This window comes from Paraburkholderia sp. EG287B, from assembly GCF_040965595.1.
In the GTDB taxonomy this organism is placed as follows: domain Bacteria; phylum Pseudomonadota; class Gammaproteobacteria; order Burkholderiales; family Burkholderiaceae; genus Paraburkholderia.
Genome location: NZ_JBFRCG010000011.1, coordinates 1 through 26,146 on the forward strand (window position 1 = coordinate 1; position 26,146 = coordinate 26,146).

Annotated in this window: 21 protein-coding genes; 15 read left to right on the top strand and 6 right to left on the bottom strand. The window is 66.7% G+C overall.

Annotated elements, in window-relative coordinates:
* Positions 1–270 precede the first annotated feature (270 nt).
* Entirely contained in the window at positions 271–1,263 is a 993-nt protein-coding gene (locus tag AB4Y40_RS20535; RefSeq protein WP_368689347.1) for a fumarylacetoacetate hydrolase family protein, read from the bottom strand.
* Between the two features lie 117 nt (positions 1,264–1,380).
* On the opposite strand from AB4Y40_RS20535, the gene AB4Y40_RS20540 reads away from it, so the two are divergent.
* The 7 genes from AB4Y40_RS20540 (at position 1,381) to AB4Y40_RS20570 (ending at position 9,989) form a co-directional block, all read left to right on the top strand.
* A complete protein-coding gene (locus tag AB4Y40_RS20540) occupies positions 1,381–2,286 on the top strand; it encodes an IclR family transcriptional regulator (RefSeq protein ID WP_368689348.1) in 906 nt (301 codons plus the stop codon).
* 118 nt (positions 2,287–2,404) lie between these two features.
* A complete protein-coding gene (locus AB4Y40_RS20545; protein ID WP_368689349.1) occupies positions 2,405–3,832 on the top strand; it encodes a DUF3108 domain-containing protein in 1,428 nt (475 codons plus the stop codon).
* A gap of 422 nt (positions 3,833–4,254) precedes the next feature.
* On the top strand, positions 4,255–5,043 hold the full coding sequence (pcaD, locus tag AB4Y40_RS20550; protein WP_368689350.1) for a 3-oxoadipate enol-lactonase: 789 nt from the start codon (positions 4,255–4,257) through the stop codon (positions 5,041–5,043).
* Positions 5,044–5,218: 175 nt separating this feature from the next.
* The gene (locus AB4Y40_RS20555; protein ID WP_028201771.1) at positions 5,219–5,476 is read left to right on the top strand and encodes a DUF3567 domain-containing protein; all 258 of its coding nucleotides are present in this window, start codon (positions 5,219–5,221) and stop codon (positions 5,474–5,476) included.
* A gap of 202 nt (positions 5,477–5,678) precedes the next feature.
* Positions 5,679–6,761 carry a homocysteine S-methyltransferase family protein gene (locus tag AB4Y40_RS20560; protein WP_368689351.1) on the top strand — a complete coding sequence of 361 codons (1,083 nt, stop codon included), beginning with the start codon at positions 5,679–5,681 and terminating at the stop codon, positions 6,759–6,761.
* Positions 6,762–6,822: 61 nt separating this feature from the next.
* On the top strand, positions 6,823–9,540 hold the full coding sequence (metH, locus tag AB4Y40_RS20565; RefSeq protein WP_368689352.1) for a methionine synthase: 2,718 nt from the start codon (positions 6,823–6,825) through the stop codon (positions 9,538–9,540).
* A 248-nt stretch (positions 9,541–9,788) separates the two neighbouring features.
* A complete protein-coding gene (locus AB4Y40_RS20570) occupies positions 9,789–9,989 on the top strand; it encodes an acid-shock protein (RefSeq protein WP_342919521.1) in 201 nt (66 codons plus the stop codon).
* 141 nt (positions 9,990–10,130) lie between these two features.
* On the opposite strand, the gene AB4Y40_RS20575 is transcribed toward AB4Y40_RS20570, so the two are convergent.
* Positions 10,131–10,457, bottom strand: a complete 327-nt coding sequence (locus tag AB4Y40_RS20575; RefSeq protein ID WP_368689353.1) for a DUF1840 domain-containing protein — start codon at positions 10,455–10,457, stop codon at positions 10,131–10,133.
* A 357-nt stretch (positions 10,458–10,814) separates the two neighbouring features.
* Here AB4Y40_RS20575 and argS point away from each other — a divergent pair, with 357 nt between their 5' ends.
* The 6 genes from argS to AB4Y40_RS20605 all read left to right on the top strand — a co-directional run bounded on the left by argS (position 10,815) and on the right by AB4Y40_RS20605 (position 17,521).
* Positions 10,815–12,599 (top strand): arginine--tRNA ligase, encoded by a 1,785-nt coding sequence (gene argS, locus AB4Y40_RS20580; protein ID WP_368689354.1) that lies wholly within the window; start codon positions 10,815–10,817, stop codon positions 12,597–12,599.
* A 79-nt stretch (positions 12,600–12,678) separates the two neighbouring features.
* Positions 12,679–13,521: an SPOR domain-containing protein gene (locus AB4Y40_RS20585; protein ID WP_368689355.1), complete on the top strand. Its 843-nt coding sequence runs from the start codon at positions 12,679–12,681 to the stop codon at positions 13,519–13,521.
* A 204-nt stretch (positions 13,522–13,725) separates the two neighbouring features.
* Positions 13,726–14,379 carry a thiol:disulfide interchange protein DsbA/DsbL gene (locus tag AB4Y40_RS20590; protein ID WP_254314667.1) on the top strand — a complete coding sequence of 218 codons (654 nt, stop codon included), beginning with the start codon at positions 13,726–13,728 and terminating at the stop codon, positions 14,377–14,379.
* A gap of 11 nt (positions 14,380–14,390) precedes the next feature.
* Entirely contained in the window at positions 14,391–15,167 is a 777-nt protein-coding gene (locus AB4Y40_RS20595; RefSeq protein ID WP_368689356.1) for an SDR family oxidoreductase, read from the top strand.
* A 178-nt stretch (positions 15,168–15,345) separates the two neighbouring features.
* On the top strand, positions 15,346–16,968 hold the full coding sequence (locus AB4Y40_RS20600) for an ABC transporter substrate-binding protein (RefSeq protein WP_368689357.1): 1,623 nt from the start codon (positions 15,346–15,348) through the stop codon (positions 16,966–16,968).
* Between the two features lie 247 nt (positions 16,969–17,215).
* Positions 17,216–17,521: a hypothetical protein gene (locus AB4Y40_RS20605; protein ID WP_368618081.1), complete on the top strand. Its 306-nt coding sequence runs from the start codon at positions 17,216–17,218 to the stop codon at positions 17,519–17,521.
* 82 nt (positions 17,522–17,603) lie between these two features.
* Here the strand turns inward: AB4Y40_RS20605 and AB4Y40_RS20610 are convergent, their stop codons facing one another.
* The 3 genes from AB4Y40_RS20610 to AB4Y40_RS20620 form a co-directional block, all read right to left on the bottom strand.
* On the bottom strand, positions 17,604–18,614 hold the full coding sequence (locus tag AB4Y40_RS20610; RefSeq protein WP_368689358.1) for a sulfate ABC transporter substrate-binding protein: 1,011 nt from the start codon (positions 18,612–18,614) through the stop codon (positions 17,604–17,606).
* Between the two features lie 133 nt (positions 18,615–18,747).
* A complete protein-coding gene (gene fabI, locus AB4Y40_RS20615; RefSeq protein WP_368689359.1) occupies positions 18,748–19,527 on the bottom strand; it encodes an enoyl-ACP reductase FabI in 780 nt (259 codons plus the stop codon).
* Positions 19,528–19,666: 139 nt separating this feature from the next.
* Entirely contained in the window at positions 19,667–22,465 is a 2,799-nt protein-coding gene (locus AB4Y40_RS20620; protein ID WP_368689360.1) for a DUF3141 domain-containing protein, read from the bottom strand.
* Between the two features lie 496 nt (positions 22,466–22,961).
* Here AB4Y40_RS20620 and AB4Y40_RS20625 point away from each other — a divergent pair, with 496 nt between their 5' ends.
* Entirely contained in the window at positions 22,962–23,903 is a 942-nt protein-coding gene (locus AB4Y40_RS20625) for a bifunctional enoyl-CoA hydratase/phosphate acetyltransferase (protein WP_368689361.1), read from the top strand.
* Positions 23,900–25,156, top strand: coding sequence for an acetate/propionate family kinase (locus tag AB4Y40_RS20630; protein ID WP_368689362.1), 1,257 nt, complete (start codon positions 23,900–23,902; stop codon positions 25,154–25,156). The genes AB4Y40_RS20625 and AB4Y40_RS20630 overlap by 4 nt, the downstream gene beginning before the upstream one ends.
* A gap of 147 nt (positions 25,157–25,303) precedes the next feature.
* On the opposite strand, the gene AB4Y40_RS20635 is transcribed toward AB4Y40_RS20630, so the two are convergent.
* Positions 25,304–25,915, bottom strand: coding sequence for an RBBP9/YdeN family alpha/beta hydrolase (locus tag AB4Y40_RS20635; protein WP_368689363.1), 612 nt, complete (start codon positions 25,913–25,915; stop codon positions 25,304–25,306).
* Between the last annotated feature and the right edge of the window lie 231 nt (positions 25,916–26,146).

The following is a 26,146-nucleotide window of genomic DNA, read 5'->3' on the forward strand; positions in this document are numbered from 1 at the left end:
TTACCCTCAGTGGTCGTTTTGACACCACCACTTTGGCACTCTGATGCCGTCGGGTACAGCGAGGGCTCCGCCGTTCCTACTGCCTCTCCGTTCCGACGCGGGAGGGAGGCGTCCATACCATCTCCTTGTCGTTTTACGTTCGGATGCTGCGTGCTTCTACGGCTCGTACCTTGACTGGTCTGCCCGATGCCCTCGCAGAAAAAGGGCGTTCGCCAGTGTAGCCGCACGCGTGGCGCGCGGCATCCGGCGAAACCCTTCAGCGTTTGTGTGTCACTGCTCGCCGTGCAGCGACGCCACAGCCTGATCGATCGCGCCGAAAATCGACTTGCCCGCTTCGTCGAGCATCTCGATCTTCACGCTGTCGCCGAACTTCATGAATTCGGTGCTCGCCTGCCCGCTTTCGATCATTTCGAGGCAGCGCTTCTCGGCAATGCAGCAGTAGCCGCGCTTTGCATCCTTGTTCGAGACCGTGCCCGAACCCACGATGGCGCCCGCGCGCAGATTGCGCGTCTTCGCGGCGTGCGCGATCAGCTGGCCGAAGTGGAACACCATGTCCATGCCGGCATCGGGCTGGCCGACCTTCCTGCCGTTCCAGTGCACGATAAGCGGCAGGTGCACGCGCCCTCCGCGCCAGTGCTCGCCGAGTTCGTCGGGCGTGACCATCACCGGCGCGAATGCGCTGGCCGGCTTGCTCTGGAAAAAGCCGAAGCCCTTCGCGAGTTCCGCGGGAATGAGATTGCGCAGCGAGACGTCGTTGACGAGCGTGACAAGGCGCACGGCCCGCAGCGCTTCGTCGGGGCTCGCGCCCATCGGCACGTCGCCGGTCACGACGGCCACTTCGGCCTCGAAGTCGATGCCGAACGCCTCGGACGCGCACACGATGTCGTCGCACGGCCCGATGAAGTCGTCGCTGCCGCCCTGGTACATGAGCGGGTCGGTCCAGAATTCGGCGGGCATCTCGGCGCCGCGCGCGCGCCGCACGAGTTCGACGTGATTCACGTACGACGAGCCATCCGCCCATTGGTACGCACGCGGCAGCGGCGCCATGCAATCGCGCGCGTCGAAGCTGAACGCGTTGCGCGCGCGCCCGTAGTTGAGCGCGTCGTACAGCTCGGCGAGCTGCGGCGCGTAGAAGCGCCAGTCGTCGAGCACGCGCTGCAGCGTGGGTGCGATCGCGTCGGCGATGGCGGCGCTGCGCAGGTCGCGGGAAACGACGATCAGCTGGCCGTCGCGGGTGCCGTCCTTCAGCGTGGCAAGTTTCATGGAATCAGACGTGAGTGACGATAAGGGAAATGTATTCTACGATGGTGAATCGGCGGGCCCCAAGCGGGCGCGCCACATGCCCTCAGTCGCCGTACGTTTGAACACCACAACGCATCCATGCCGCCAACCGTCCGATCCGCCTCGCCGCGCGCGAGCGCCCCAGACGCCACGAACGCCGACGATCTCGCCGACACCCTCGACACCGCCGACGCTGCGGAAGGCGCCGAAGCCGGCGAAGAAAAACTGCGCTCGGGCATCCAGTCGATCGAAGTGGGTTTTCGCCTGCTCGAAGTGCTCACCAGCGAGCCGCGCGCGATGATGCTGCGCGACCTCGCGCAGCGCGCGGGCATGAGCCCGGCGAAGGCGCACCGCTATCTCGTGAGCTTCATGCGCCTCGGCGTGGTCGCGCAGGACCCGCTCTCGGGGCGCTACGAACTGGGCGGCTTCGCGTTGCAGCTCGGACTCGCGCGCCTCGCGCGCGTGGACGGCGTCAAGCTCGCGCGCCTCGCGCTCACCGAATTGCGCGACACGCTCGACATCACCGTGGGCATCGCCGTGTGGGGCAACCAGGGGCCGACCGTCGTGCACTGGCTGGAGTCGAGCCACCCCGCGAAAGCATCGCTCAAGCTCGGCGACGTCATGCCGATGCTCAGTTCCGCCACCGGCCTGCTGTTCGCCGCCTACCTGCCGCGCAGCAAGACCGCCCCGATGATCGAGCGCGAACTCGCGGGCGCGCAGCACTACTCGTACGGCTCGACGCCGCGTACGGCCGAAGCGCTCGAACTGGCGCTCGCCGAAGTTCGCGAGCATGGTGCAGCCCGCGTGGAGGGCATGTTGCTGCCGACCATCCACGCGTTCTGCACGCCTGTCTTCGACGCGAGCGGCGAACTCGCGCTCGGGCTCATCGCGCTCGGTCACGAAGGCGCGTTCGATATCGCCTGGAACGGCGCCGTGGACACCGCGCTGCGCGCATGCGCCGAAAAAATGTCGTACGAATTGGGGTACAGTCCAACGCCGCGCTGAGGGCTGTATGTCTGGGCCGGCACACATGTGACCCCGCTCGTGCGCGTCCGCGTTTCTGCAGGCACCCGGCGGGTTGTGTCACATTAACGTACGACCGATACCGACCCACGAACCGCCGATGTCCACTCCCGCCGCCCCGCGCGAGGCACGCCGCCTCGACACCGACTCACGCACGCCGCAGCGCTTGCGCGCGTGGCGCTGGGTCGGTGTGTTCGTCGCGGTCACGGCGCTGCATTGGCTCGCGGCCGAGTGGTTCGAGCGGCATCACGGCGCGCCGGCGCCTGTCGCGCATGTGCGTGTGCCGGTGCAAGTGGCGCTGCTCAAACCCGAGCGCATCGAGCGCGAGGCCAAGCCCGCGGGGCCCGCGGCGGCGCCCGCGCATGCCGCGCCCAAACCGGCGCCCAGGCCCGCCGAGCCGCATACGCTGCACGCGGTGACGCCGCCCAAACCGCATCCCAAAGCGCCGGCCTCGCCGCCGGATACGCAGGCGGCGTCCGCGCCCGCAGCCGCATCGCCAGCCAGCGCGAGCGCCGCCGGCACCAGCGGGACAGCCAGCACTGCGCCGGGCAACGGCAAGCAGCCTTCGGCGCAAGCCACGCAGGCCTCGCATGGACTGAAGTTTTCGGTGCCCCCATCGGGCGAGCTGCAGTACGACACCTTCTATAACGGCGTGCGCAATCAGCCCGGCACGATCCACTGGTCGAGCGACGGGCAGCGCTACGAGATGATCGTGCGTGTGCCGCTGCCCTTCGTCGGCGAGTTCAGCTGGACGAGCAAGGGCCGCGTGGACGCCTTCGGCCTCGCGCCCGATCAGTACATCGAAAAGCGCGGCCATCGTCCTTCGGACGTGACGGTTTTCAACCGCACCGACAACCAGATCGTGTTCACGCGCACACCCAATTCGCTTGCGCTGCCCGATGGCGCGCAGGACCGCTTCAGCATGGTGATGCAGCTCGCGAGCCTCGTGCGCGGCGACCCCGATGCGTACAAGCCCGGCGTCACGCGCGAGTTCTATGTCGCGGACAACGACAGCGGCGAGACCTGGCCCATCACCACGATCGGCGACGAAACCGTGAGCACGGATCATGGCTACGTCACGGCGCGCCACTTCATGCGTCTGCCGCGCCGCGAGGGCGACAAGCGGCGCATCGACGTGTGGCTCGCGCAGTCGCTCGGCTGGTTGCCCGTGCGCCTCGTGCAAACCGAACCGAATGGCAACCAGTTCGAACTGGTGTGGCGTGGCGCGCTCACGGTGCCGGACACATCGAACGCGCCCGCGCCGGCGCCCGACTCCGCAGCGGCCGCGACCGCCACGACGCCCGGCGCCGCATCCGACACAACCTCGGCACAATCCGCAACGCCGGAAGCGGCGCCGGCTTCTGCGCCCGCTGCGTCGCAACCGCAACCGCAACCGCAACCGTCGGCGCAGCCGGCGCCGCCCGCCAATATGCAGACAGAAACGCCAGCCGAAGCACCGCCGCCACCGTCCACCGGCGACGCGCAACCGTCGCCCGCTTCGCCGGGCCCGGCGCCCGAGCATCCCTGAGCGCGCAAGCGCACGCAGCGCGCGATCCGGACGGCCCGCTTCGCAACACAAATTCGCGGAATAGCGCATACTGGACTCGAGCCATGCGTCAAGGATCGCAAGGCATCGCGCGCAGCACGAAGGGCCAAAGAACAAGCAGACGAAACACGGCAGCACGACACGGCGCGCAGACAACGGACCAGCGAACGGACCGACAAACGGACCAACACGAACAAACCGATACAACGCTGCACAAGACGGACAAAATCGGCACGGCACAATAAACAGCGCAGCAAACAGGGACGCGACACACAAGCTAACGAACATCGCATCGCGCATCGTCTGCGCGCTCTCCAGGCGCGCGGATTGCTCCACCAGCATCGCGTGCATGCAGTACCTCGCAAACGGCTTGACTCCCAGCCTGGAAGGCGAAGGAGGAACCCATGCAAGTGACTGTCAACGGCATCGATACGCACTATGTCTTCGACGACAGGAGCGGTGGGCCCGCGCTGGCGTTCATTCACCAACTGGGCGGCGACCTTGGCGTGTGGGACACGCTCGCCGGACATTTCCGCCATCGCCACAGCGTGCTGCGCTATGACGTGCGCGGCCACGGCGCGAGCGCCGTCGCGAGCGAGCCCTTCGGCTTCGCAGATCTCGCCGCCGACCTCGATGCGCTTTTCGACGCCACTGGCATCGAGCATGCGCATCTCGTCGGTATGTCGATGGGCGGCATGATCGCGCAGCAGTTCGCGCTCGATTATCCGGAACGCGTGACGACGCTCACGCTTTGCGACACCGCGAGCCATACGCCGCCACAAGCACGCGGAACATGGAACGATCGCGCCGCCACAGTACGCAGCGAGGGTCTCGGGGCGCTCGTCGACGCGACGATGGCACGCTGGTTCACCGCCGACTTCCGGCACGCGCATGTGCCGACTGTCGAGCGCATTTGTGACGTTTTATTACGGACCCCTTCAGAAGGCTATGCGATGGCCTGCGAGGCGCTACGCGATTTCGACGTGCACAAGAGGCTCGCGCAACTGCGCGTGCCGACGCTCGCAGTCGCGGGCCGCCACGACAGCGGCACGCCGATGGCCATGACGCAGGCCCTTGCAAGCGCGATAGAAGGGTCGCATTTCGTGGTGCTCGATGCCGCGCATCTGGCCCCGGTAGAGGAGTCGCACCGTTTCACCGCTTTGCTAGAAACGTTTCTCAAGCAGTTGGTCTAAGTAGTTCGAAGTAAAAGCATCATGGCAGTGGCAGCAGACACAGTTGAGAAGTGAAGTAAAAAGGGAGAGCAGTCCACATAAGAGGTGATGCGGGACCCACCCCTTGAATTCCAGAACGAACGCTCCATGTATTGACCTGAGAAGGTCAGGGAGCACAGGAAAAAGGAGTGTCGCCATGCAAATGATCTACAACAGTCCCAACTATTGCGTCGTCGAGTTCCCACCGCAGGACGGCCACAGCGCGATGCGCGCAGGCGGCTACGAGATCGTCGACAAAAACGCGCGCCGCGAGATCTTCATCGACGGCGTGATGGCGGCACGTTTTCGCGAAGACGTGCAAAAGCTGATGGACGAAGACCAGTCGCTCGACGAAGTCGACGAATTCCTCGGACAGTTCGACAGCCTCATGCAGCAACCCGTCGTGCTTCACTGACGCTAGCGCACCCCGCGGCACTCAACGCGCAGCGTCCTTCACACGAAACCCCGTCCGGCTTGCCGGGCGGGGTTTTCTTTTGGCCGTCCGGCGCGCGCCACAGCGGTTGCCGGCACGCGACGCCGCCCGCAGCGGCGGGTTGCCGCAGCGGCTACAATGTGGAGTTTCCCAGTTCAACCGGCACCACGCCCGCTCGCGATCCATGAACCAGCCCGCAGCCCTTGCCTCGCGCCCCGCCGGGGACGCCAAATACACGCGCGGCGCAGCGCTTCCCGCGCTGCTCGCCTCGCGCATCGTGATCCTCGACGGCGCGATGGGCACGATGATCCAGCGCTACAAGCTCGACGAAGCCGCCTATCGAGGTAAAGGCGGCGTCGAACGCTTCAAGGACTACCCGCGCGATATCAAGGGCAACAACGAACTGCTCTCGCTCACGCAGCCGCAGATCATCAGCGAGATTCACGAGCAGTATCTCGCGGCGGGCGCGGACATCATCGAGACCAACACGTTCGGCGCGACCACGGTGGCCCAGGACGACTACGGCATGGGCGATCTCGCCATCGAGATGAACGTCGAGTCGGCGAAGCTCGCGCGCGCCGCATGCGAAAAGTATTCCACGCCGGACAAGCCGCGCTTCGCCGCGGGCGCGATCGGGCCGACGCCGAAAACGGCGAGCATCTCGCCCGACGTGAACGATCCGGGCGCGCGCAACGTGACGTTCGAAGAGCTGCGCCATGCGTACTACGAGCAGGCGAAGGCGCTCATGGACGGCGGCTGCGACCTGTTCCTCGTCGAGACGATCTTCGACACGCTCAACGCCAAGGCCGCCCTGTTCGCGCTCGACCAGCTCTTCGAAGACACGGGCGAGAATCTGCCGATCATGATCTCGGGCACTGTCACCGACGCCTCGGGCCGCATTCTCTCGGGCCAGACCGTCGAAGCGTTCTGGAACTCGCTGCGCCACGCGAAGCCGCTCACGTTCGGCCTGAACTGCGCGCTGGGCGCGGCGCTCATGCGCCCGTACATCGCCGAGCTTGCGAAGCTCTGCGACACCTACGTCTCGTGCTACCCGAACGCGGGCCTGCCGAACCCGATGAGCGACACGGGCTTCGACGAAACGCCCTCCGATACCTCGGCACTGCTCAAGGAATTCGCGAGCGCCGGCCTCGTGAACGTGGCGGGCGGCTGCTGCGGCACGACGCCCGAGCACATCGCGGCCATCGCCAGGGCACTCGCCGAGATCAAGCCGCGCCGCTGGCCCGGCCAGTATCGCGACGCTGCCTGACGCCACATTCGATCGCCGCTTCCGAGTCCCGCTCCCACACCCTACGATCCGGTCCCACGCCATGACTGACCATACCCTGCGCCTTTCCGGCCTCGAACCCTTCAACGTGACGGAAGGCACGCTGTTCATCAACGTGGGCGAGCGCACCAACGTGACCGGCTCGAAGGCCTTCGCGCGGATGATTCTCAACGGCCAGTTCGACGAGGCGCTCGCGGTGGCGCGCCAGCAGGTCGAAAACGGCGCGCAGGTCATCGACGTCAACATGGACGAAGCCATGCTCGACTCGAAGGCGGCGATGGTGCGCTTCATGAACCTCATCGCCTCCGAGCCCGACATCGCGCGCGTGCCGATCATGATCGACTCGTCGAAGTGGGATGTGATCGAGGCGGGCCTGCAGTGCGTGCAGGGCAAGGCCATCGTCAACTCGATCTCGCTCAAGGAAGGCAAGGAGCAGTTCCTGCATCACGCGAAGCTGATTCGCCGCTATGGCGCGGCGAGCGTGGTGATGGCGTTCGACGAGCAGGGCCAGGCCGATACATTCGCGCGCAAGACCGAGATCTGCAAGCGCTCCTACGACATTCTCGTGAACGAAGTGGGCTTCCCGCCCGAGGACATCATCTTCGACCCGAACATCTTCGCGGTGGCCACGGGCATCGAGGAGCACAACAACTACGCGGTGGACTTCATCAACGCCACGCGCTGGATCAAGCAGAACCTGCCCTACGCGAAGATCAGCGGCGGCGTGTCGAACGTGTCGTTCTCGTTCCGCGGCAACGACCCGGTGCGCGAGGCGATCCACACCGTGTTCCTCTACCACGCCATTCAGGCGGGCATGGACATGGGCATCGTCAACGCGGGCCAGCTCGGCGTGTACGCCGACCTCGACGCCGAGCTGCGCGAGCGCGTGGAAGACGTGGTGCTCAACCGCCGCGCCGACGGCACCGACCGTCTGCTCGAAATCGCCGACAAGTTCAAGACCGGCGCCGCGAAGAAGGAAGAGAACCTCGAGTGGCGCAACCAGGCCGTGGAAAAGCGTCTTGCGCATGCACTCGTGCACGGCATCACGAACTTCATTGTCGAGGACACCGAAGAAGCGCGCGAGAAGATCATGGGCGGCGGCGGCCGGCCGATCAACGTGATCGAAGGCCCGCTCATGGACGGCATGAACATCGTCGGCGACCTGTTCGGCCAGGGCAAGATGTTCCTCCCGCAGGTCGTGAAATCGGCGCGCGTGATGAAGCAGGCCGTGGCGCACCTGATTCCGTTCATCGAGGAAGAAAAGCGCCTGCTCGCCGAATCGGGCGCCGACGTGCGCGCGAAGGGCAAGATCGTCATCGCGACCGTGAAGGGCGACGTGCACGACATCGGCAAGAACATCGTCTCGGTGGTGCTCCAGTGCAATAACTTCGAAGTGGTCAACATGGGCGTGATGGTCCCGTGCAACGAGATCCTCGCGAAGGCCAAGGTCGAAGGCGCGGATATCGTCGGCCTCTCGGGGCTCATTACGCCGTCGCTCGAGGAAATGGCGTACGTTGCGAGCGAAATGCAGCGCGACGACTACTTCCGCATCAAGAAGATTCCGCTCTTGATCGGCGGCGCGACCACCTCGCGTGTGCATACGGCCGTGAAGATTGCGCCGCACTACGAAGGTCCGGTCGTGTACGTGCCGGACGCTTCGCGTTCGGTGTCGGTCGCGTCGAGCCTGCTTTCCGATGAAGGTGCAGCGAAGTACCTCGACGAACTCAAGGCCGACTACGAGCGCATTCGCGACCAGCACGCCAACAAGAAGGCCACGCCGCTCGTGACGCTCGAAGAAGCGCGCGCGAACAAGACGAAGATCGACTGGGCGAACTTCCAGCCCGTGAAGCCGAAGTTCATCGGCCGCCGCCTGTTCAAGAACTTCGACTTGAACGAACTCGCGCATTACATCGACTGGGGTCCGTTCTTCCAGACGTGGGATCTCGCCGGTCCCTATCCGCAGATCCTCAACGACGAGATCGTGGGCGAGTCGGCGCGCCGCGTGTTTTCCGACGCGAAGTCGATGCTTTCGCGCCTGATTCAGGGCCGCTGGCTGCAGGCCAACGGCGTGATCGCGCTGCTGCCCGCGAACACGGTGAACGACGACGACATCGAGATCTACACCGACGAGTCGCGCAGCGAAGTCGCGCTCACGTGGCGCAACCTGCGCCAGCAGTCGGTGCGCCCCGTGGTGGACGGCGTGATGCGTCCGAACCGCTCGCTCGCCGACTTCATCGCGCCGAAGGACTCGGGCGTGGCCGACTATATCGGCATGTTCGCGGTGACCGCGGGCATTGGCGTGGACGTGAAGGAAGCGCAGTTCGAGAAGGACCACGACGACTACAGCGCGATCATGCTCAAGGCGCTCGCGGACCGCTTCGCGGAAGCGTTCGCCGAAGCGCTGCACGCACGCGTGCGCCGCGACCTGTGGGGCTATGCGGCGAGCGAAGCGCTCGACAACGACGCGCTGATCGCCGAAAAGTACGCGGGCATTCGCCCGGCTCCCGGCTACCCGGCCTGCCCGGATCACCTCGTGAAGCGCGACATGTTCGACTTCCTGCAGGCGGGCGAGGTGGGCATGAGCGTGACGGAATCGCTCGCCATGCTGCCGGCCGCGAGCGTGTCGGGCTTCTATCTCGCGCACCCGGACAGCACCTATTTCTCGGTGGGCAAGATCGGCCAGGACCAGCTCGCCGACTATGCAAAGCGTATGTCGCTCTCCGACGAAGACGCCCGCCGCGCACTCGCGCCGCAGCTCTAAGCCGCACGGCGCGCCGCCGCGGGCGGCGCGCTTTCTCCCGTCGCGCTACCCCCTGTTGTCGCCGCCCGACATACGCCATCCGGCAAGGTGAAGATTACGCGCGCGCGATTTTTCGGCTTTGTAAGATGGCCCGGCAAGACCCGGTATCACCTGCATGACACCCGGCCCCATGCGGCAACGCCGCGCCGGCTCGATCATCAGCAAATCCTAAAAACGCAAAATCGAAGCAACCTCGACGGAGAAATCGTATGAAGAAGCTGATGTTGATGTTGACCGCCTTCGGCGTCGCGGCGCTTGCGCAGCCGTCGTTCGCCCAGCCGGCCGCGCCGGAGCAGGCAAGCCCGGCGACGTCGTATTCGGCGCCCACCGAAAAGCACGTGAAGAAGCCGAAGAAAAAGAAGATGAAGCCGGAGGCTTCCGCTGCCGAACCGGCGGCCGCCAGCCAGTAAGGTGAGCCGACGGTGTACAAAAGCAAAGAGCCCACAACATTGCGGGCTCTTTGCTTTTGGAACGTCGAATTGGGCGGGTCAATCAGGCGCAATGGCGCGCTCGCCCCCAGTCATGTCACGCAAGGACGTCAAGCACGGACCTCAAATGCCCCACAAAACGTCGTTGTCTTCCTTCTTCGCGGCGCGCAGCATATCGAGGAAAGGAAAGGCGCGCTGCGCGAGGCCGACCGGCAGTTCGTGATGCATGTGGTCATCCTCGCCTTCGTGAAAGTGGCCTTCCTGCTCGTGGCGCTCTTTCTTGTCCGTGGCGATGGCCGCTTCGAGCTTGGTGATGGCGGTATCGAGTTCGTCGTGGGTAATCACGCCGCGCGGGCCAAGCCGCTTGCCGATGATGCCGAGAAGGTACTGTGCGAGGTTCTCCAGCATCGTGACGTCAGGCGCCGCGTGGCATTTAAAAGTAACCAGCATGTCTGTTCCCTTTATGATTTTTTGGATCTGCGCGTGACGTTCCGGCCTGCGAAGCCAGATGGGCCAAGGCGGTCCCTGTCGCGCTACCTCATTTCACATATTAGCACCTGCTAAAATCCGTCAGGACGGAATTACCCGCAGGGTGCGGCGCCCGGACGTTCTGGCGTCAGGTGCGCCGCCACGCCGCCTGCCGCAACGAGGCCCCCCGTGCATTGGCGCATGGCAGGTGGCCCGCCGCGAGGCTGGCGCCCTCACCGTATTAGGCGGTCAGCGCCGGCAAGCCAGGGGCCATGCCCCCGGTTACGCCCCCAGGCGCCGGCCCCGCATCCCATTACCCGCACAGGACTTGCAACCAGCATGCTGCCCGCACAGAAACACACCCTGGAGACCCTGCTCGCGCAAGCCGTAGCCCAGGTGGCGAAGGCCACCGAAGGCGCGAGCGAAGCCGCATTCGTCGTGCCCGCGATCACGCTCGAGCGCCCGAAGGTCGCCGCCCACGGCGACGTCGCCTGCAACGTCGCGATGCAGCTCGCCAAGCCCATGCGCGCGAATCCGCGCCAGCTCGCCCAGCAGATCGTCGACGCCGTGCTCGCCCAGCCCGAGGCCGCAGGCCTCGTCGAGGCGGCCGAAGTGGCCGGCCCCGGCTTCATCAACCTGCGTCTGACCGCCAGCGCCAAGCGTGCCGTGATCGGCGCCGTGTTCGAGCAGGGCGAGGCATTCGGCCGCTCGCAGCGCGAAGCCGGCAAGCACGTGCTCGTCGAATTCGTCTCGGCCAACCCCACGGGCCCGCTGCACGTGGGCCACGGCCGCCAGGCCGCACTCGGCGACGCCATCTCGAACGTGCTCGGCTCGCAGGGCTATGACGTGCACCGCGAGTTCTACTACAACGACGCGGGCGTGCAGATCGGCAACCTCGCCGTCTCCACCCAGGCACGCGCGCGCGGCTTCAAGCCCGGCGACGCGGAATGGCCGGAAGCGGCCTACAACGGCGAATACATCGCCGACATCGCGCGCGACTACCTTGCGGGCGAAACGGTCGCGGCCAAGGACGGCGAGCCCGTGACGGGCGAGAAGGACCCCGAGAACCTCGAAGCGATCCGCCGTTTCGCCGTGGCCTATCTGCGCCACGAGCAGGATCTCGACCTGCAGGCGTTCGGCGTGAAGTTCGACCGCTACTACCTCGAGTCGTCGCTGTACACGGAAGGCCGCGTCGAGAAGACCGTCGAGGCGCTGGTCGCTTCGGGCCAGACCTACGAGCAGGAAGGCGCGCTGTGGCTCAAGACCACCGACTACGGCGACGACAAGGACCGCGTGATGCGCAAGTCCGACGGCACCTACACCTACTTCCTGCCGGACGTGGCCTACCACGTCACCAAGTGGGAGCGCGGCTTCACGAAGGTCATCAACATCCAGGGCTCCGACCACCACGGCACCATCGCGCGCGTGCGCGCGGGCCTGCAGGCGCTCGGCATCGGCATTCCGAAGGGCTATCCCGACTACGTGCTGCACAAGATGGTCACGGTGATGCGCGACGGCCAGGAGGTGAAGATCTCCAAGCGCGCGGGCAGCTACGTGACGGTGCGCGACCTGATCGAATGGTCGGGCGGCGCGAACCCGGGCAGCGAAGTCTCGCCCGACCTGCTCGACGAGGCGACCATCCGCCGCGGCCGCGACGCCGTGCGCTTTTTCCTCATCTCGCGCAAGGCCGACACCGAATTCGTGTTCGACATCGACCTCGCGCTGAAGGAAAACGACGAAAACCCGGTGTACTACGTGCAGTACGCGCATGCGCGCATCTCGTCGATTCTCGGCGACTGGCAGGGCAAGTTCGGCGGCGATCCGGCCGCGCTGCCCAAGGTCGATCTCGCGCCGCTTGCGAGCGAGCGCGCGCTCGCGCTCATCGCGAAACTCGGTGAATTCCCCGACATGCTCACGCATGCGGCCAGCGAACTCGCGCCGCACGCGGTGGCGTTCTACCTGCGCGAACTCGCCGCTGAGTTTCACTCGTTCTACAATGCCGAACGCGTTCTCGTCGATGACGTCGCCGAACGCGACGCCCGCGTCGCACTCCTCGCGGCCACGCGCCGGGTGCTCGCGAACGGCCTCGCCGTGATCGGCGTGTCCGCGCCGGAGCGCATGTAACGAGACGCGCGAGACCCGCGCGCAGCAGCTTGTTTGGGGCCGCCGCCTCGCGCGGACGGCCATTCCAGGATTCTCTTGTTTGCAGGTGATTCAGACGATGGCAAAACCGCGCCGCACTACAAAACAGCAGTCGAAGCAGTCCGGGGGAACCTTTCTCGGCATCGTGCTGGGCCTGATCGTCGGCCTTGCGATCGCGGTGGTGGTGGCGCTGTACATCACGCGCGCGCCCACGCCGTTCGTCTCGAAGGTCGCGCCGCCGGCCGCTTCCGACGTCGGCCAGAACAACGAGCAGGTCGACCCGAACCGCGCGCTGCAGGGCAAGTCGCCGGGCCAGCCGGTGCCGCAAGCCGCGCAAAGCACGCCGCCCAACACGGCGCCGGGCCAGACCACGAACCAGTCGCAGTCCTCGGGCATGCTCGAAGAGCCGCAGATCGTGGAAGTGCCGCCCTCGGGCTCGAACAGCAACGCCGCCAACAACGGCGTGGCCGTGGCTCCGCAACCGTCGACGGGTGAAAACGTCACGAGCGGCACAGCGATCGCGAAGAAGCCGCAGTCGGCCAGCAACTCGACGAGCAACCCGGCGCAGATCCTCGCGAACAACCAGCCGCAGAAGCCCGCCAACGCGGTGCCGACGCCCCCGGGCGCCAAGCCCGGCAGCGCCGCGCCCGCACCGGGCGACGCCAACACCGGCTATTTCCTGCAGGTGGGCGCGTACAAGACGTCCGGCGACGCCGAGCAGCAGCGTGCGCGCCTCGCGTTCCAGGGGTTCGAATCGAAGGTGACGCAGCGCGACGCCGGCGGCGTGACCTATTTCCGCGTGCGCATCGGTCCGTTCACGAAGTTCGACGACATGAACTCGACGCGTCAGCGCCTGTCCGACGCCGGTATCGATACGGCCGTCATCCGCTTCACGAAGCAGTAATCGTCGTCCGCGCCGCGTACCGCGCGCCCGCCCGCCGAAGCCGCAGCAGCGCGGCGTTCGCGTGAGGCCTGGCCGCGGCGCGCGGCGCGGCGTCCATCAACAAGCAATACCCGCGCAGCACCCGCACGCGCCTGGTTCGCGCCAACGGCGTCCTGCGGCAGACAACCGGCCGCCGCCGGTCCAAGAACAGTGGATTCCAACGCCATGAAACGACTTCTCGGTACGCTTTTTCTCTCGCTTTCGCTGATCGCTGGTGTGGCCCACGCCTCGGCCGCGGCACCCGTGGCCGGCAAGGACTACACGGTCCTGAAGGCCCCCCAGGCGCTCGACGTGCCCGCAGGCAAGATCGAAGTGATCGAGTTCTTCTGGTACGGCTGCCCGCACTGCAACGCGTTCGACCCGTATCTCGAGGCATGGATCAAGAAGCAGGGCCCGGACGTCGTGTTCAAGCGCGTGCCGGTGGCGTTCCGTGACGATTTCATCCCGCACTCGAAGATGTACTACGCGCTCGACGCGCTCGGCCTCGCCCAGAAGCTCACGCCGGTCGTGTTCCACGAAATCCACGTGAACAAGAACTACCTGCTCACGCCGGAAGACCAGGCGAAGTTTCTCGCCACGCAAGGCGTGGATGCGAAGAAGTACATGGAAGCGTACAACTCGTTCTCGACGCAGAGCGCGCTGCAGCGCGACAAGGCCCTGCTCGATGCCTACAAGATCGACGGCGTGCCGACCATCGCGATCCAGGGCAAGTACGAGACCGGCCCGGCCATGGTCCAGGGTCCGGAAGACAAGGCACTGCCGGGCACGGCACAGGTGATGGACTACATCATCTCGCAGATCCGCGCGAAGAAGATGTGAGGAACCGCGCCATGCAAGACGCGCCACTGAAGGTCTTCATCACCGGCGCGTCGAGCGGCATTGGCGCCGCGCTCGCTGCCGAATACGCGCGGCAGGGCGCCGTCCTCGGGCTCGTCGCGCGCCGCGGCGAGGCCCTTGCCGGCTTCCGGCAGTCCCACCCCGGCCACCCCGTCTCGATCTATCCCGCCGACGTGCGCGACGCCGATGCGCTCGCCGCCGCCGCGCGCGACTTCATCGCCCGGCACGGCATGCCCGACATCGTGATCGCCAATGCGGGCGTGAGCCGCGGCGTGCTGACGGGCGAAGGCGATCTCGCCACGTTCCGCGACGTGATGGACACCAACTACTTCGGCATGGTCGCCACCTTCGAGCCGTTCGCCTCGGCCATGGCGCAGGCAAGGCGCGGCACGCTCGTGGGCATCGCGAGCGTGGCCGGCGTGCGCGGGTTGCCCGGCTCGGGCGCCTACAGCGCCTCGAAGGCCGCGGCGCTCGCCTATCTCGAAGCGCTGCGCGTGGAAATGCGTCCGTTCGGCGTGCCCGTGGTCACCATCGCGCCCGGCTACATCCGCACGCCGATGACGGCGAAGAACCCCTACCGCATGCCCTTCCTGATGGACGCGGACCAGTTCGCCGCGAAGACCGCGCAAGCGATCGCGCGCGGCACGTCGTTCGCGGTGTTCCCCTGGCCGATGCGCGTGGCCGCCACGATGCTGCGCGCGCTGCCGCGCTGGGTCTACGACCGCGTGTTCGAAAAGGCGCCGCGCAAGCCGCGCACGGCGAGCCACTGAGCCGCCCCGGCTCACCGCGCGGCGCCCCCATGCCATATGGGTATGTCGATTAAATTGTTGTCTCGGCAATTTCCCTTCGATAAGCTTGGCTCGTCCGGGCGCCCTTCTGAGCCTTCTCGCCTCTCCTGAATCGAACAAAACGGGGCGCCGCCCGCCACCGAAGAACCACGGAGATCCCATGCGCTTCACCTCGCCCTCCGCGCGCACGCTCGTGCCTGCTTTCGTGCTCGCGGCCGCGCTTGGCGCCACGTTCGCGGCCACGCCCGCGCTCGCCAAACCGCTGACGGTCTGCACCGAGTCGAGTCCCGACGGCTTCGACGTCGTGCAGTTCAACTCGCTCGTCACGACCAACGCGTCCGCCGACGTCATCTTCAATTCGCTCGTGGCCTATGACGAGACGCAGAAGAAGGTCGTGCCCGCGCTCGCGGACAAGTGGGAAGTGAGCGCCGACGGCCTGACCTACACGTTCCATCTGCGGCCCGACGTGGCGTTCCAGACGACCGAATGGTTCAAGCCCACGCGCACGCTCAGCGCCGACGACGTGGTCTTCACGTTCGACCGCATGCTCGACGCGAACAATCCGTGGCACAAGGTGGCCGGCGCGAGCGGCTTCCCGCACGCGCAGTCGATGGGCCTCGTGAAGCTCGTGAAGGCGGTCACGAAGGTCGACGCGAACACGGTGAAGTTCGAGCTCAACGAGCCGAACGCCACCTTCCTCTCGATCCTCACGATGGGCTTCGCGTCGATCTACTCCGCCGAGTACGCCGACCAGCTGCTCAAGGCCGGCAAGCAGGTCGACCTCAACGCGAAGCCGGTGGGCACGGGCCCGTTCGTGCTCAAGAGCTACACGAAGGACGCGGTGATCCGCTACGACGTGAACCCGACCTACTGGGGGCCGAAGCCGAAGGTGGACCGCCTGATCTACGCGATCACGCCCGACGCCGCCGTGCGCGCGCAGAAGGTGAAGGCCGACGAATGCCAGATCGCGCTCTCGCCCAAGCCCCAGGACGTGGCCGCCGCGAAGGACGACAAGTCGCTCAAGGTGGTGGAGACGCCCGCGTTCATGACAGCGTTCGTCGCGCTCAATACGCAGAAGAAGCCGCTCGACAACCAGAAGGTGCGCCAGGCGCTGAACATGGCGTTCGACCGCACGACGTACCTGAAGGCGATTTTCGACAACACCGCCACGCCCGCGACCAACCCCTGGCCGCCCATCACCTGGGGCTACGACAAGTCGATCCAGCCGTATCCGTATGACCCGGCGAAGGCGAAGCAGCTGCTCGCCGACGCGGGCTTCCCCAACGGCTTCGCGACGACGATCTGGGTGCGTCCGAACGGCAGCGTGCTGAACCCGAACCCGCGCGCGGGTGCGGAGCTGTTGCAGGCCGATTTCGCGAAGATCGGCGTGAAGGCCGAGATCAAGGTGATCGAGTGGGGCGAGCTGATCAAGCAGGCAAAGCAGGGCCAGCACGACACGCTCTTCATGGGCTGGGCCGGCGACAACGGCGACCCCGACAACTATCTCTCGCCGCTCTTCAGCTGCAATGCGGTGCAGTCGGGCATCAACTTCGCGCGCTTTTGCGATCCGCAGCTCGACAAGCTGATCGCCGAAGGCAAGGCCACCGCCGACCAGGCGAAGCGCGTGAAGCTCTACGAAGCCGCCCAGCAGATCATCCGCGACCAGGCGCTGTGGATTCCGCTCGGCTACCCGACCGCCTCCGCCATCACGCGCACAACCGTGAGCGGCTATCAGGTGAGCCCGTTCGGACGCCAGAACTTCGCGAGCGTCGCGGTGCAGTAACGGCTGGAACCGCGCCGGGCTTCCGCGCCCGGCGCGCCGTTCGTTTACAGGCCTGCCCTCACGATCACGAATTGAAACAGGCCCGCCTGCGCCAAACATGCGGGAAGCCCGCGACAGGCGGGCGAGCGCCCTTTCCTCCCATTACCGCCCGTAAAATTCGCGCGCAGTTTGTTGCAGTTTGGTAACTCAAGCCGGCGAGCGCCCGGCTACATTGAAGCCATCGAATCTTCAACCGAAGGGGCTCAAAATGAAAACCAAACTCTTTGCCGCGCTGGGTGCTGGAGCGCTCGTCCTGGCCGCCTCGCAAACCGCGATGGCCGGCGTGGTGGTCGGCCTGAACGTCGGCGTGCCCGCTCCGGTTTATGTGGCTCCCGCGCCGGTGTATGTCGCGCCGCAGCCTGTTTATGTCGCGCCGCGCCCGGTCTACGTCGCGCCGCCCGTGCGCGTGGCCTACGCGCCGGCTGTCGTGATCGGCTGGCACGGCGACCGCTACTGGGACGGCCGCCGCTGGTACGGCCGCAACGAATGGCATGGCCGTCGCGGCTGGTACTAAACCCATAGCCTGAGAAATGCAAAGCGCCTCGCCAATTGCGAGGCGCTTTTATTTTAAGCGCTGTCCTTACGTGCCGCCCGGATCAATTGCGGTTCGCGACGATCTGATCGAACGTGCCGCCATCGGCGAAATGCGTCGCCTGTGCGTTTTGCCAGCTGCCGAACACCTGCTCGACCGTGAAGGTCTTGATCGGCTTGAACTCGCTTGCGTGCTTCGCGAGCACCGCGGCATCGCGCGGACGCAGGTGATGCTGCGCGATGATCTCCTGCGCGGCGGGTGAATACAGATAGTCGAGATACGCCTGCGCGCTCTTGCGCGTGCCGCGCTTGTCCACGACCTTGTCGACGATCGTCACCGGCGGCTCCGCCAGCAGGCTCACCGAGGGATAGACGGCTTCGAAGTCCTTCGCCCCCACACCCGTATCGATGAGCGCCACTTCGTTTTCGAACGTCACGAGCACGTCGCCGATGCCGCGCTGCGTGAAGGTCGTCGTGGCGCCCCGGCCACCCGCGTCCAGCACCGGCACGTTCTTCAGCAGCGCGCGTTCGAAGTCGAGCGCCTGGGCGTCGCTTGCGCCCTGCTGCTTGCGGTAGCCCCACGCAGCCAGATACGCGTAGCGTCCGTTGCCCGACGTCTTCGGGTTGGCGATCACGACCTGTACGCCAGGCTTGGCGAGATCGTCCCAGTCCTTGATGTGTTTGGGGTTGCCCTTGCGCACGAGGAACACCATCGTCGTCGTGTACGGCGCGCTCGCGTCGGGCAGGCGCGTGCGCCAGTCGGCCGGCACGAGATGACCTTGCTGCGCGAGCAGGTCGATGTCGTTGGGCTGGTTCATCGTCACGACATCGGCTTGCAGGCCTTGCAGCACCGAGAGCGCCTGCGCGCTCGACGCGCCGTGCGACTGCTTGATCGCCAGGGTCTCGCCGGTCTTCTTCTGGTAGTCGGCGATGAAGCTCGCGTTGATGTCCTTGTACAACTCGCGCGTCACGTCGTACGAGACGTTCAGCAGCGACGTTTCTGCATGCGCCGCCGCCGCGCTCAATGCGATGATGCCCGCGCCGAACCAGCGCGCCGTGCGTCCCAACCCTGCCATGGTGATCCCCGTCTGTCGTTGAAAGGCGTTTCGGCCTGCCTGCATGATTTTCGTAAGCAGACCGAACGCTCGATTCTAGCGAGCCGGGGCGCACGGCTTATACCGATGCGAGCTTTGCTTTGCGGCTTTCGTGCTAAGCCATGATGTGCGCGCCACCGTCGATGTACACGGTGTTGCCGCTCATGCGGCGGGCGTAGCGCGTGGCGAGATACGCGGTGGCGTAGCCCACGTCCATGATGTCGACGAGTTCGCCGAGCGGCGCGCGCTCCACGGCCTCAGCGAGCATGCGGTCGAAGTCGGGCAGCCCCGAGGCCGCGCGCGTCTTGAGCGGCCCGGGCGAGATCGCGTGCACGCGGATGCCGATCGGTCCGAGTTCGTACGCGAGATAGCGGCACGACGCTTCGAGCGCCGCTTTCACCGGGCCCATCAGGTTGTAGCTGGGCACGACGCGGTTCGCGCCGTCGTAGCTCATCGCGAAGAGCGTGCCGCCGTGCGGCATGAGCGGGACGGCGCGCTTCGCCATGCGGATGAACGAGTGGCACGACACGTCCATCGCATACGCGAAGCCCTGCGCCGACGAAGCGAGCAGGCCGCCCTGCAGATCCTCTTTCGGGGCATAGGCGATGGAGTGCAGCACGATGTCGAGCGATCCCCACGTATCGCGCACGGCGTCGAACACGGCGTCGAGCTGGCCGTCTTCCTCGACGTTCAATGGCAGCAGCAATTGCGCGCCCAGTTCGTTGGCGAGCGGCTCGACGTAGGGCTTGGCCTTGTCGTTGAGATAGGTGATGGCGAGTTGCGCACCGAGGTCGGCGAACGCACGGGCGCAGCCGTAAGCGATCGAATCGGCGTTCGCCACGCCGGTGACGAGCGCGCGCATGCCGGCAAGCGGCCGTTCGGGAGGAGTATGCATGGCTGACCTCGCAGTGGAAGACGGCCGGTGATGGCCGCGAATGCAGTTGCCGATCTGGCTGCCGATGTGTCGGCCTCAAAGCGACGCGCCGCATCGGTGGAGATGCGGCGCGTGCGGGGTGACACGGGAACGGGCTTCGTTACTCGCCTGCGCTGCGCGTCGCGCGGCGGCGCGTGGCCGTCGTGCCCGCGGCCCGCGTGGAGGTGGGCGTCGATGCCGCGCGCGAGCGGCGCGCCGCCGTCTTGGCTGCAGCCGGCGCCTTCTTCGCTTCGGCCGGCTCCGCGCTCTTCACCTTCACGCCGGCGCGCGCCGCACGCATGGGTTTCGCGGGCGCGGCGTGCTCGCCCGCAACGGCGGCCTTCGCGCGGGAGGACTTCGCGGGTGCTGCCGGGGCTTCAGCTTCTGGTTCCGCAGCTTCTGCGGCTTCTGCGGCTTCTGCGGCTTCTGCGGCTTCTGCGGCTTCTGCGGCAGAGTATGCCTTGACGCCCTGTTCGGAACCGCCGTCGCCAGGCGTGCCGCCGCCAGCGCCCGAAGCACCGCCGCCTTCCGACGACGACCCGCCGCCATCGAGCGGCGGCAGTCCCGTCTTCTCGCTGCCCGGCTCGACGCCGAGCGCGCGCTGTACGTGGCGATAGCGCTCGCGACGCTCGCCTTCGAGCGGCCCGGACACGGTCGCGATGCGGTACACGGCCGCGAGCAGCGCGCGGCGTGTCTTCATGTCGGGCACGATCTCGGGCAACGCGTCGATCGCGGCCTGCGGATCGAGCTGCACGATCGCGCCCTGGCGGCGCGCCGATTCCTTCAGCTCGGCGATGCTTGGCTGGCGATCGCCGAGATACTCGCGCGCGAGCTCGCGCATGCGCTGGAACGGCCGGTACTGCACGGTATGCATTTCATCGACGATATATGCGGCGATGCGCATGAACGCGTCGACGAGCGTGCCCTTCGCGAGATGCGCGCGCGCCGCGCGCAGGCGGTACTGTGCAAGCTCCTTGCGCAGCGCCATGAGCGGCGGCGCGATCGGCTCGAGCGGCTGGTTGGGCGCCACGCCCACACAGGCCTGCACCCACGGCGCGGTGTACACGTTGTAGAAGGTGCTCTCGACCCACGCGTCGCGCGCGTCGCGATACGCATCCAGCGTTGCCTCGATGGTCGCCGAAGCCTGCTTTTCGAGCAGCGTGAACGGATTGTCGGGCGCGGCCGGCTTGCGATGCGCGCGCACCGTTTCCGCCATGGCGGGCAGCACGCCCAGCGTCGGATTTGCGTCGCTCAGCACGCTGCGCTCCACGCGCGACGGATGCGACTCGCGCAGCGCATGCGCGCTGAACGCGTTGCTCGACGCCCGCACGAACGGCGAGACGAACAGGTCATACAGGCGCTGGTTGTTCTCCGCGAGACGGCGCACCACCTCGAAGGGCTGCTCGTCGTCGCGGCCGTCGTCGAGCGCGAGAATATCTTCGATGGTGCGCAGCTCGAAGCGGATCTCGTAGCGCCCTTCGAGCGCTTCGAGGCGCGCGGCTTCCGGCGTCGAGTCGGTGATCTTCGCTTCGTAGAGGCCCGGCGGCAGCACGTCGATCAGGTCGAGCGCCGAGAATAGTTCGGTGTGCTCCTTATTGGCCACGCTCGCCGAAACGAAGATGCCGAGATGCCCCACCTTGTCGTGCAGGCAGTACACGATCACCTGCTCGTTGGCGACGATCTCGTCGACGCTCGCGTAGAGGTCGGGAATCCAGTTGAGCGCCTGCTGCGGCGGCGTGATGTTGTCGCCCCACGAGGCAAGCACGATGATCGGCGTGCGGATGTTGCGCAGGTCCACCGGCGAGCGCGCATTCTTCGCGAATACCTCGTTGCGCGTGAGGTGGTTGCCCACGAAGAGGTTCTGCACGATCCAGTCGATCTCGGCGCGGTTCAGCTGAAAATGGCCGCCCCACCAGCGCTCAAATTCGAGGAAGCGCTCGCGCTCGGAATCGACCTTCGAGTAGAGGTTGTAGAGCTTGCCCCAGTACGTGTTGGCCGGATTGAGGTACTCGAAGTTCTGCACCAGATACGCGCCGTCGAAGCGGCCATCGCCCAGATCCGCCGCGAGCGAGGACATCCACGAACCGCCCAGCATGCCGCCCGAATAGCGCATGGGGTTCTTGCCGCGCACGCCGGCCCAGTACGACAGCGGCGAGCCCGCGAGCATGAGCGGGCCGACCAACCCGGGCGCGGAAGCCGCGAGCAGCGCCGCGGCCCAGCCGCCCTGGCAGTTGCCGATGATGAACGGCAGGCCGTCCGCGTCGGGATGCAACTCGCGCACGCGTTGAATGAAGACGGCTTCGGCCTGCGCGACCGACTGGATCGTCTGCGTTTCGCAAGGCAGCGGGAAGAACGTCACGAAATAGCACGGGTGGCCCTTGCGCAGCGCGATGCCTACTTCGCTGTCCATCTTGAAGCCGGCAATGCCGGGGCCGTGGCCCGCGCGCGGATCGATCACGACGAAGGGGCGCATGCGCGGATCGGTCGGCACGCCCTCTTCGGGCTTGATGCGCAGGAGTGCGTAGTTGCACGGATCGTCGAGTTCGCGGCCGTCGACGATCACTTCGTAGTCGAACGCGAGCACCGGCGGCATGCCCGCCTGCTCGTGCACATAAGTCTGGTTGCCGCGCTCGCGCAGCACGTCGAGGAACAGCACGCCGCGCTGCCAGGCGTCGTAGAGGTAGTCGTAGAGCGGCTGTGCGACCGTTGGCGCAGATTGCGCCGTTTCGATTGCCTGGTTCACGGCCGAGGACACGGCCGAAGCCGCGTCGGTCAGCGGCGTGTGGGGCGATGACTCCTCGTCGGTTGCGCCCGCGAGGGGCCAGAAAGGCGCAAAGGGCCAGAAAGACGTGCCCGATGCGAGCGTGGGCAGAAACGAAAACGGCGACGAAACGAGCGGCGAGGAGGTGGGAACTGCCACGAGACGAATCTCCTTTAAGGGAGCGCCTGCTCGCCTCGCGGCAAGCAGGCGCCAGGCCGGCGCGGGCCGTGGACGCGCGCCTTCACGACGAATGACGCGCGGGGCCTTGGCCGCTGCCCCTGTTCTGCCGCCCTCACAGCGGCGGCATGGCGGGCAACGGGGCCGGCAAAAGAGTTTCGCGGCCGCGTGCGCGTTTCGTGCGCCTCGCGACCGCGACGTGAAAAGAGTCAGATCATGTTGCACTGCGGCATCTAAAAACTTAGGCGGCGGCCCTGCGAAAGTCAAGGTTCGCGGCGGGCCCCGGTGCCTCCCCGATGATCGCAACGCCCTGTGAACGAAGCATGACAGGCGCGACCGCCGGGCCTGAGCACCGCGCGTCACGATGCCGCGCCGGCCACGCGTGCATCCAGCCGACTGCCTCGTTCGCGCTGGTCTACACTGTTACGGCTTTGCGCGCCGCAGCATGGTCCAGATACACATCCTGGAGGAGACCGTCATGACTTCATCGCCTGACAAGTATTCGGTTCTGCTCGCCCGCTGCGGCGGCCTCGCGCCCGTGCCCACCGCCGTGGCGCATCCCTGCGACGTGTCCTCGCTCACCGGCGCGCTCGACGCCGCGAATCTCGGCTTGATCGTGCCGATCCTCGTCGGCCCGGAAGCGAAAATCCGCGCGGTAGCCGAGGAAGCCGATCTGCGCCTCGATGGCATCACCCTCATCGACGCGCCGCACAGCCACGCCGCCGCCGAATTCGCCGTGCGCGCCGTGCGCGAGGGCCAGGCCGAACTGCTCATGAAGGGCAGCCTGCACAGCGACGAACTGCTCCACGAGGTCGCGATCGGCGCCAATGGCCTGCGCACCGAGCGGCGCCTCTCGCACGTATTCGCGATGGACGTGCCCTCGTACCACAAGCCGCTCTTCATCACCGATGCGGCCGTCAACATCTTCCCCAAGCTCGCCGACAAGGCCGACATCGTGCGCAACGCGATCGACCTCGTGCAGTCGCTGGGCGTGGGCACACCGAAGGTCGCCATTCTCGGCGCCGTGGAAACGGTGTCCGAAAAGATGCCCTCCACCATCGACGCCGCCGCCCTGTGCAAGATGGCCGACCGCGGCCAGATCACGGGCGGCCTGCTCGACGGCCCGCTCGCCTTCGACAACGCGATCAGCGCCGAAGCCGCGCGCATCAAGGGCATTACGTCGCCCGTTGCAGGCGACCCCGACATCCTGCTCGTGCCCGACCTCGAAGCGGGCAACATGCTCGCCAAGCAGCTCACCTTCCTCGCCGGCGCGGAAGCGGCCGGCATCGTCCTGGGCGCGCGCGTGCCCATCATCCTCACGAGCCGCGCCGACAGCGTGCGCTCGCGCATCGGCAGTTGCGCGATCGCCGTACTGCTCGCGCATGCGCGGCGCGCGCGCAAAGCAACGGAGATCCTGTGAGCAGCGTCCAAGCCCAGCCGGCCGTGGAAGGCCATGTCGTGCTCGTCGTGAATGCGGGGTCGTCGAGCATCAAGTGTTCGGTGTTTCGCGTGATCGAAGACGACCACGTGGAGGGCGGTGCGCGCGCACTGCATGGCGCGGGCGGGCAGATCGAGGGCATCGGCGTCGCGCCGCGCGTGGTCGCGCATATGGCCGACGGGCGCCTGATCGTCGACGAGAAGTTTCCGGTGGCCCAGGTCGCCGATCACGACGCCGCGTTTCGCCTCCTGCGCCTCGTGCTCGCCGTGGGCCTGCGCGACACGCCGCCCGCCGCGATCGGCCACCGCGTGGTGCACGGCGGCGCGCGCTACGCCGACGCCGTGCTCATCGACGACGAAGTGATCCAGGAGCTCGACGCGCTCACGCCGCTCGCGCCGCTGCATCAGCCGCACAACCTCGCCGCGATTCGCGCGGTGCGTCAGGCCGCGCCCGAACTGCCGCAGGTGGCGTGCTTCGACACCGCGTTCCACGCGGGCAACGACATCATGGCGCAGCTCTTTGCGCTGCCGTACAGCTATTACGGCGAGGGCGTGCGGCGCTACGGATTTCACGGTCTCTCGTACGAATACATCGCCAGGCACCTGCATCAGGTCGCGCCCGACGTTGCGCGCGGGCGCGTGGTCGTCGCGCATCTGGGCAATGGCGCGAGCCTGTGCGCGATGAAGGACGGCAAGAGCATCGAGACCACCATGGGCCTCACCGCGCTCGACGGCCTGCCCATGGGCACGCGCTGCGGCGCGCTCGACGCGGGCGCCGTGCTCTGGATGATGGCGAAGGGCATGGACTACCACGCCATCGAGAAGGTGCTGTATCAGGAGTCGGGCCTGAAGGGCCTGTCGGGCCTGAGCAGCGACATGCGCGAGCTGCTCGCGAGCGGCAGCGACCGGGCGAAGCTCGCAATCGACTTCTATACGTATCGCATCGCGCAGGACGTGGGCAAGCTCGCCGTGGTGCTGGGCGGGCTCGACGCGCTCGTGTTCACGGCCGGCATCGGCGAGCATGCCGCGCCCATTCGCGCGCAGGTATGCGAGCGGCTCGCACCGGTGTTCGGCACCGTGCTCGACGCGCAGGTCAACGAGGTGGGCAGCAGCAACGGCAACGAACGCGTGAGCTCGCGCGAAAGCCGCGTTCCCGTTTTCGCGATCCGCACCGACGAAGAAGGGATGATCGCGCTCCATACGGCACGGTTGTTGCGGGCTGCGCTCAGGCACTGAGCGGGCATCAAACGTCTTCGCGGGAGGAGTCTTCGCCAGAGAACAGCGCAGGCTCGCCAGTTGCTACTGCATTGCGGGTCTGTGCAACCTCACGCGCGCAAGGACCGCTGAGCCGCCGCACGGCGCTGCGGTTCGCCGCGCCGCGTATCAGGCGTACGCCGGACCACTCTGGTCGAATGCCGCGTCGCGCAACCGGCCCGGCACGGCGCCATGAACGAGCGTATCGACGAAATACTTCGCGCGCGGCCACGGCCCGAAGCCCGCCGCCGTGTTGATGTGTCCCGCATCGCCGAGGTTCACGAACGTGCTGCCCAGTTGCTGCGCGAGCGCGCCGGCGCCTTCGAGCGGCATCCACGGATCGGTTTCGCTGCCGATGAGGATGGACGGCACGGGCAACTGCCGCGCCTCGAACGCGCCGGCAAAGCGGAATTTCTGGGGACTCGCGGGCGCGACGAACAGCACGCCGGCAACGTCGGCGCCGCTTTCCCCCAGCATGCCGGTGTGCAGCGCATGCGCCGCCACGAGGCAGCCGAAGCTGTGCGCGGCCAGCAGGAACGGCCCGCGTTCGCCCGCCAGCCGCCGCGCGAGCCCCCCGCCCCAGACCGCGAGATCCGGCGCGTCCCAGTCGTCCTGCTCCGCGCGCAGCGAGCGCGCGAACTGGCGTTCGAGCCAGCTCTGCCAGTGAGCGCCGTCGCTGCCGTGCAGGCCCGGCACGGTGACGAGGCGGGGCGGCCAACGCATTTGCGCGCACGAAAGCATGATTTTTTCCTCGCTGGAACACGGCGTGAATCGATTGTGGTCTGCGAGCCGCGCGCGCCGAACCAATTTTTTTTGCTTAGCTTTTCGGCGCCACCGGCCTGGTTCGGCCCGAGACAGGCCGCGGGCAGGCGCGCCGCGATTTGCCCGGCGGCCCCGGGCCTGAAAAAGTAGAATGGTGCCGGTGCACGCGGCGCTCACGGGCCGCACGCAATGCAACAGCGCGCGTAGGTT

Coding starts and splice junctions, on each gene's coding strand:
- AB4Y40_RS20575 (WP_368689353.1), bottom strand. CDS start 10,457: ATGCTGGTTACTTTTAAATGCCACGCGGCGCCTGACGTCACGATGCTG.
- AB4Y40_RS20545 (WP_368689349.1), top strand. CDS start 2,405: ATGTCCACTCCCGCCGCCCCGCGCGAGGCACGCCGCCTCGACACCGAC.
- AB4Y40_RS20540 (WP_368689348.1), top strand. CDS start 1,381: ATGCCGCCAACCGTCCGATCCGCCTCGCCGCGCGCGAGCGCCCCAGAC.
- pcaD (WP_368689350.1), top strand. CDS start 4,255: ATGCAAGTGACTGTCAACGGCATCGATACGCACTATGTCTTCGACGAC.
- AB4Y40_RS20600 (WP_368689357.1), top strand. CDS start 15,346: ATGCGCTTCACCTCGCCCTCCGCGCGCACGCTCGTGCCTGCTTTCGTG.
- fabI (WP_368689359.1), bottom strand. CDS start 19,527: ATGCATACTCCTCCCGAACGGCCGCTTGCCGGCATGCGCGCGCTCGTC.
- AB4Y40_RS20635 (WP_368689363.1), bottom strand. CDS start 25,915: ATGCTTTCGTGCGCGCAAATGCGTTGGCCGCCCCGCCTCGTCACCGTG.
- metH (WP_368689352.1), top strand. CDS start 6,823: ATGACTGACCATACCCTGCGCCTTTCCGGCCTCGAACCCTTCAACGTG.
- AB4Y40_RS20605 (WP_368618081.1), top strand. CDS start 17,216: ATGAAAACCAAACTCTTTGCCGCGCTGGGTGCTGGAGCGCTCGTCCTG.
- AB4Y40_RS20535 (WP_368689347.1), bottom strand. CDS start 1,263: ATGAAACTTGCCACGCTGAAGGACGGCACCCGCGACGGCCAGCTGATC.
- AB4Y40_RS20610 (WP_368689358.1), bottom strand. CDS start 18,614: ATGGCAGGGTTGGGACGCACGGCGCGCTGGTTCGGCGCGGGCATCATC.
- AB4Y40_RS20555 (WP_028201771.1), top strand. CDS start 5,219: ATGCAAATGATCTACAACAGTCCCAACTATTGCGTCGTCGAGTTCCCA.
- AB4Y40_RS20570 (WP_342919521.1), top strand. CDS start 9,789: ATGAAGAAGCTGATGTTGATGTTGACCGCCTTCGGCGTCGCGGCGCTT.
- AB4Y40_RS20590 (WP_254314667.1), top strand. CDS start 13,726: ATGAAACGACTTCTCGGTACGCTTTTTCTCTCGCTTTCGCTGATCGCT.
- AB4Y40_RS20560 (WP_368689351.1), top strand. CDS start 5,679: ATGAACCAGCCCGCAGCCCTTGCCTCGCGCCCCGCCGGGGACGCCAAA.
- argS (WP_368689354.1), top strand. CDS start 10,815: ATGCTGCCCGCACAGAAACACACCCTGGAGACCCTGCTCGCGCAAGCC.
- AB4Y40_RS20595 (WP_368689356.1), top strand. CDS start 14,391: ATGCAAGACGCGCCACTGAAGGTCTTCATCACCGGCGCGTCGAGCGGC.
- AB4Y40_RS20625 (WP_368689361.1), top strand. CDS start 22,962: ATGACTTCATCGCCTGACAAGTATTCGGTTCTGCTCGCCCGCTGCGGC.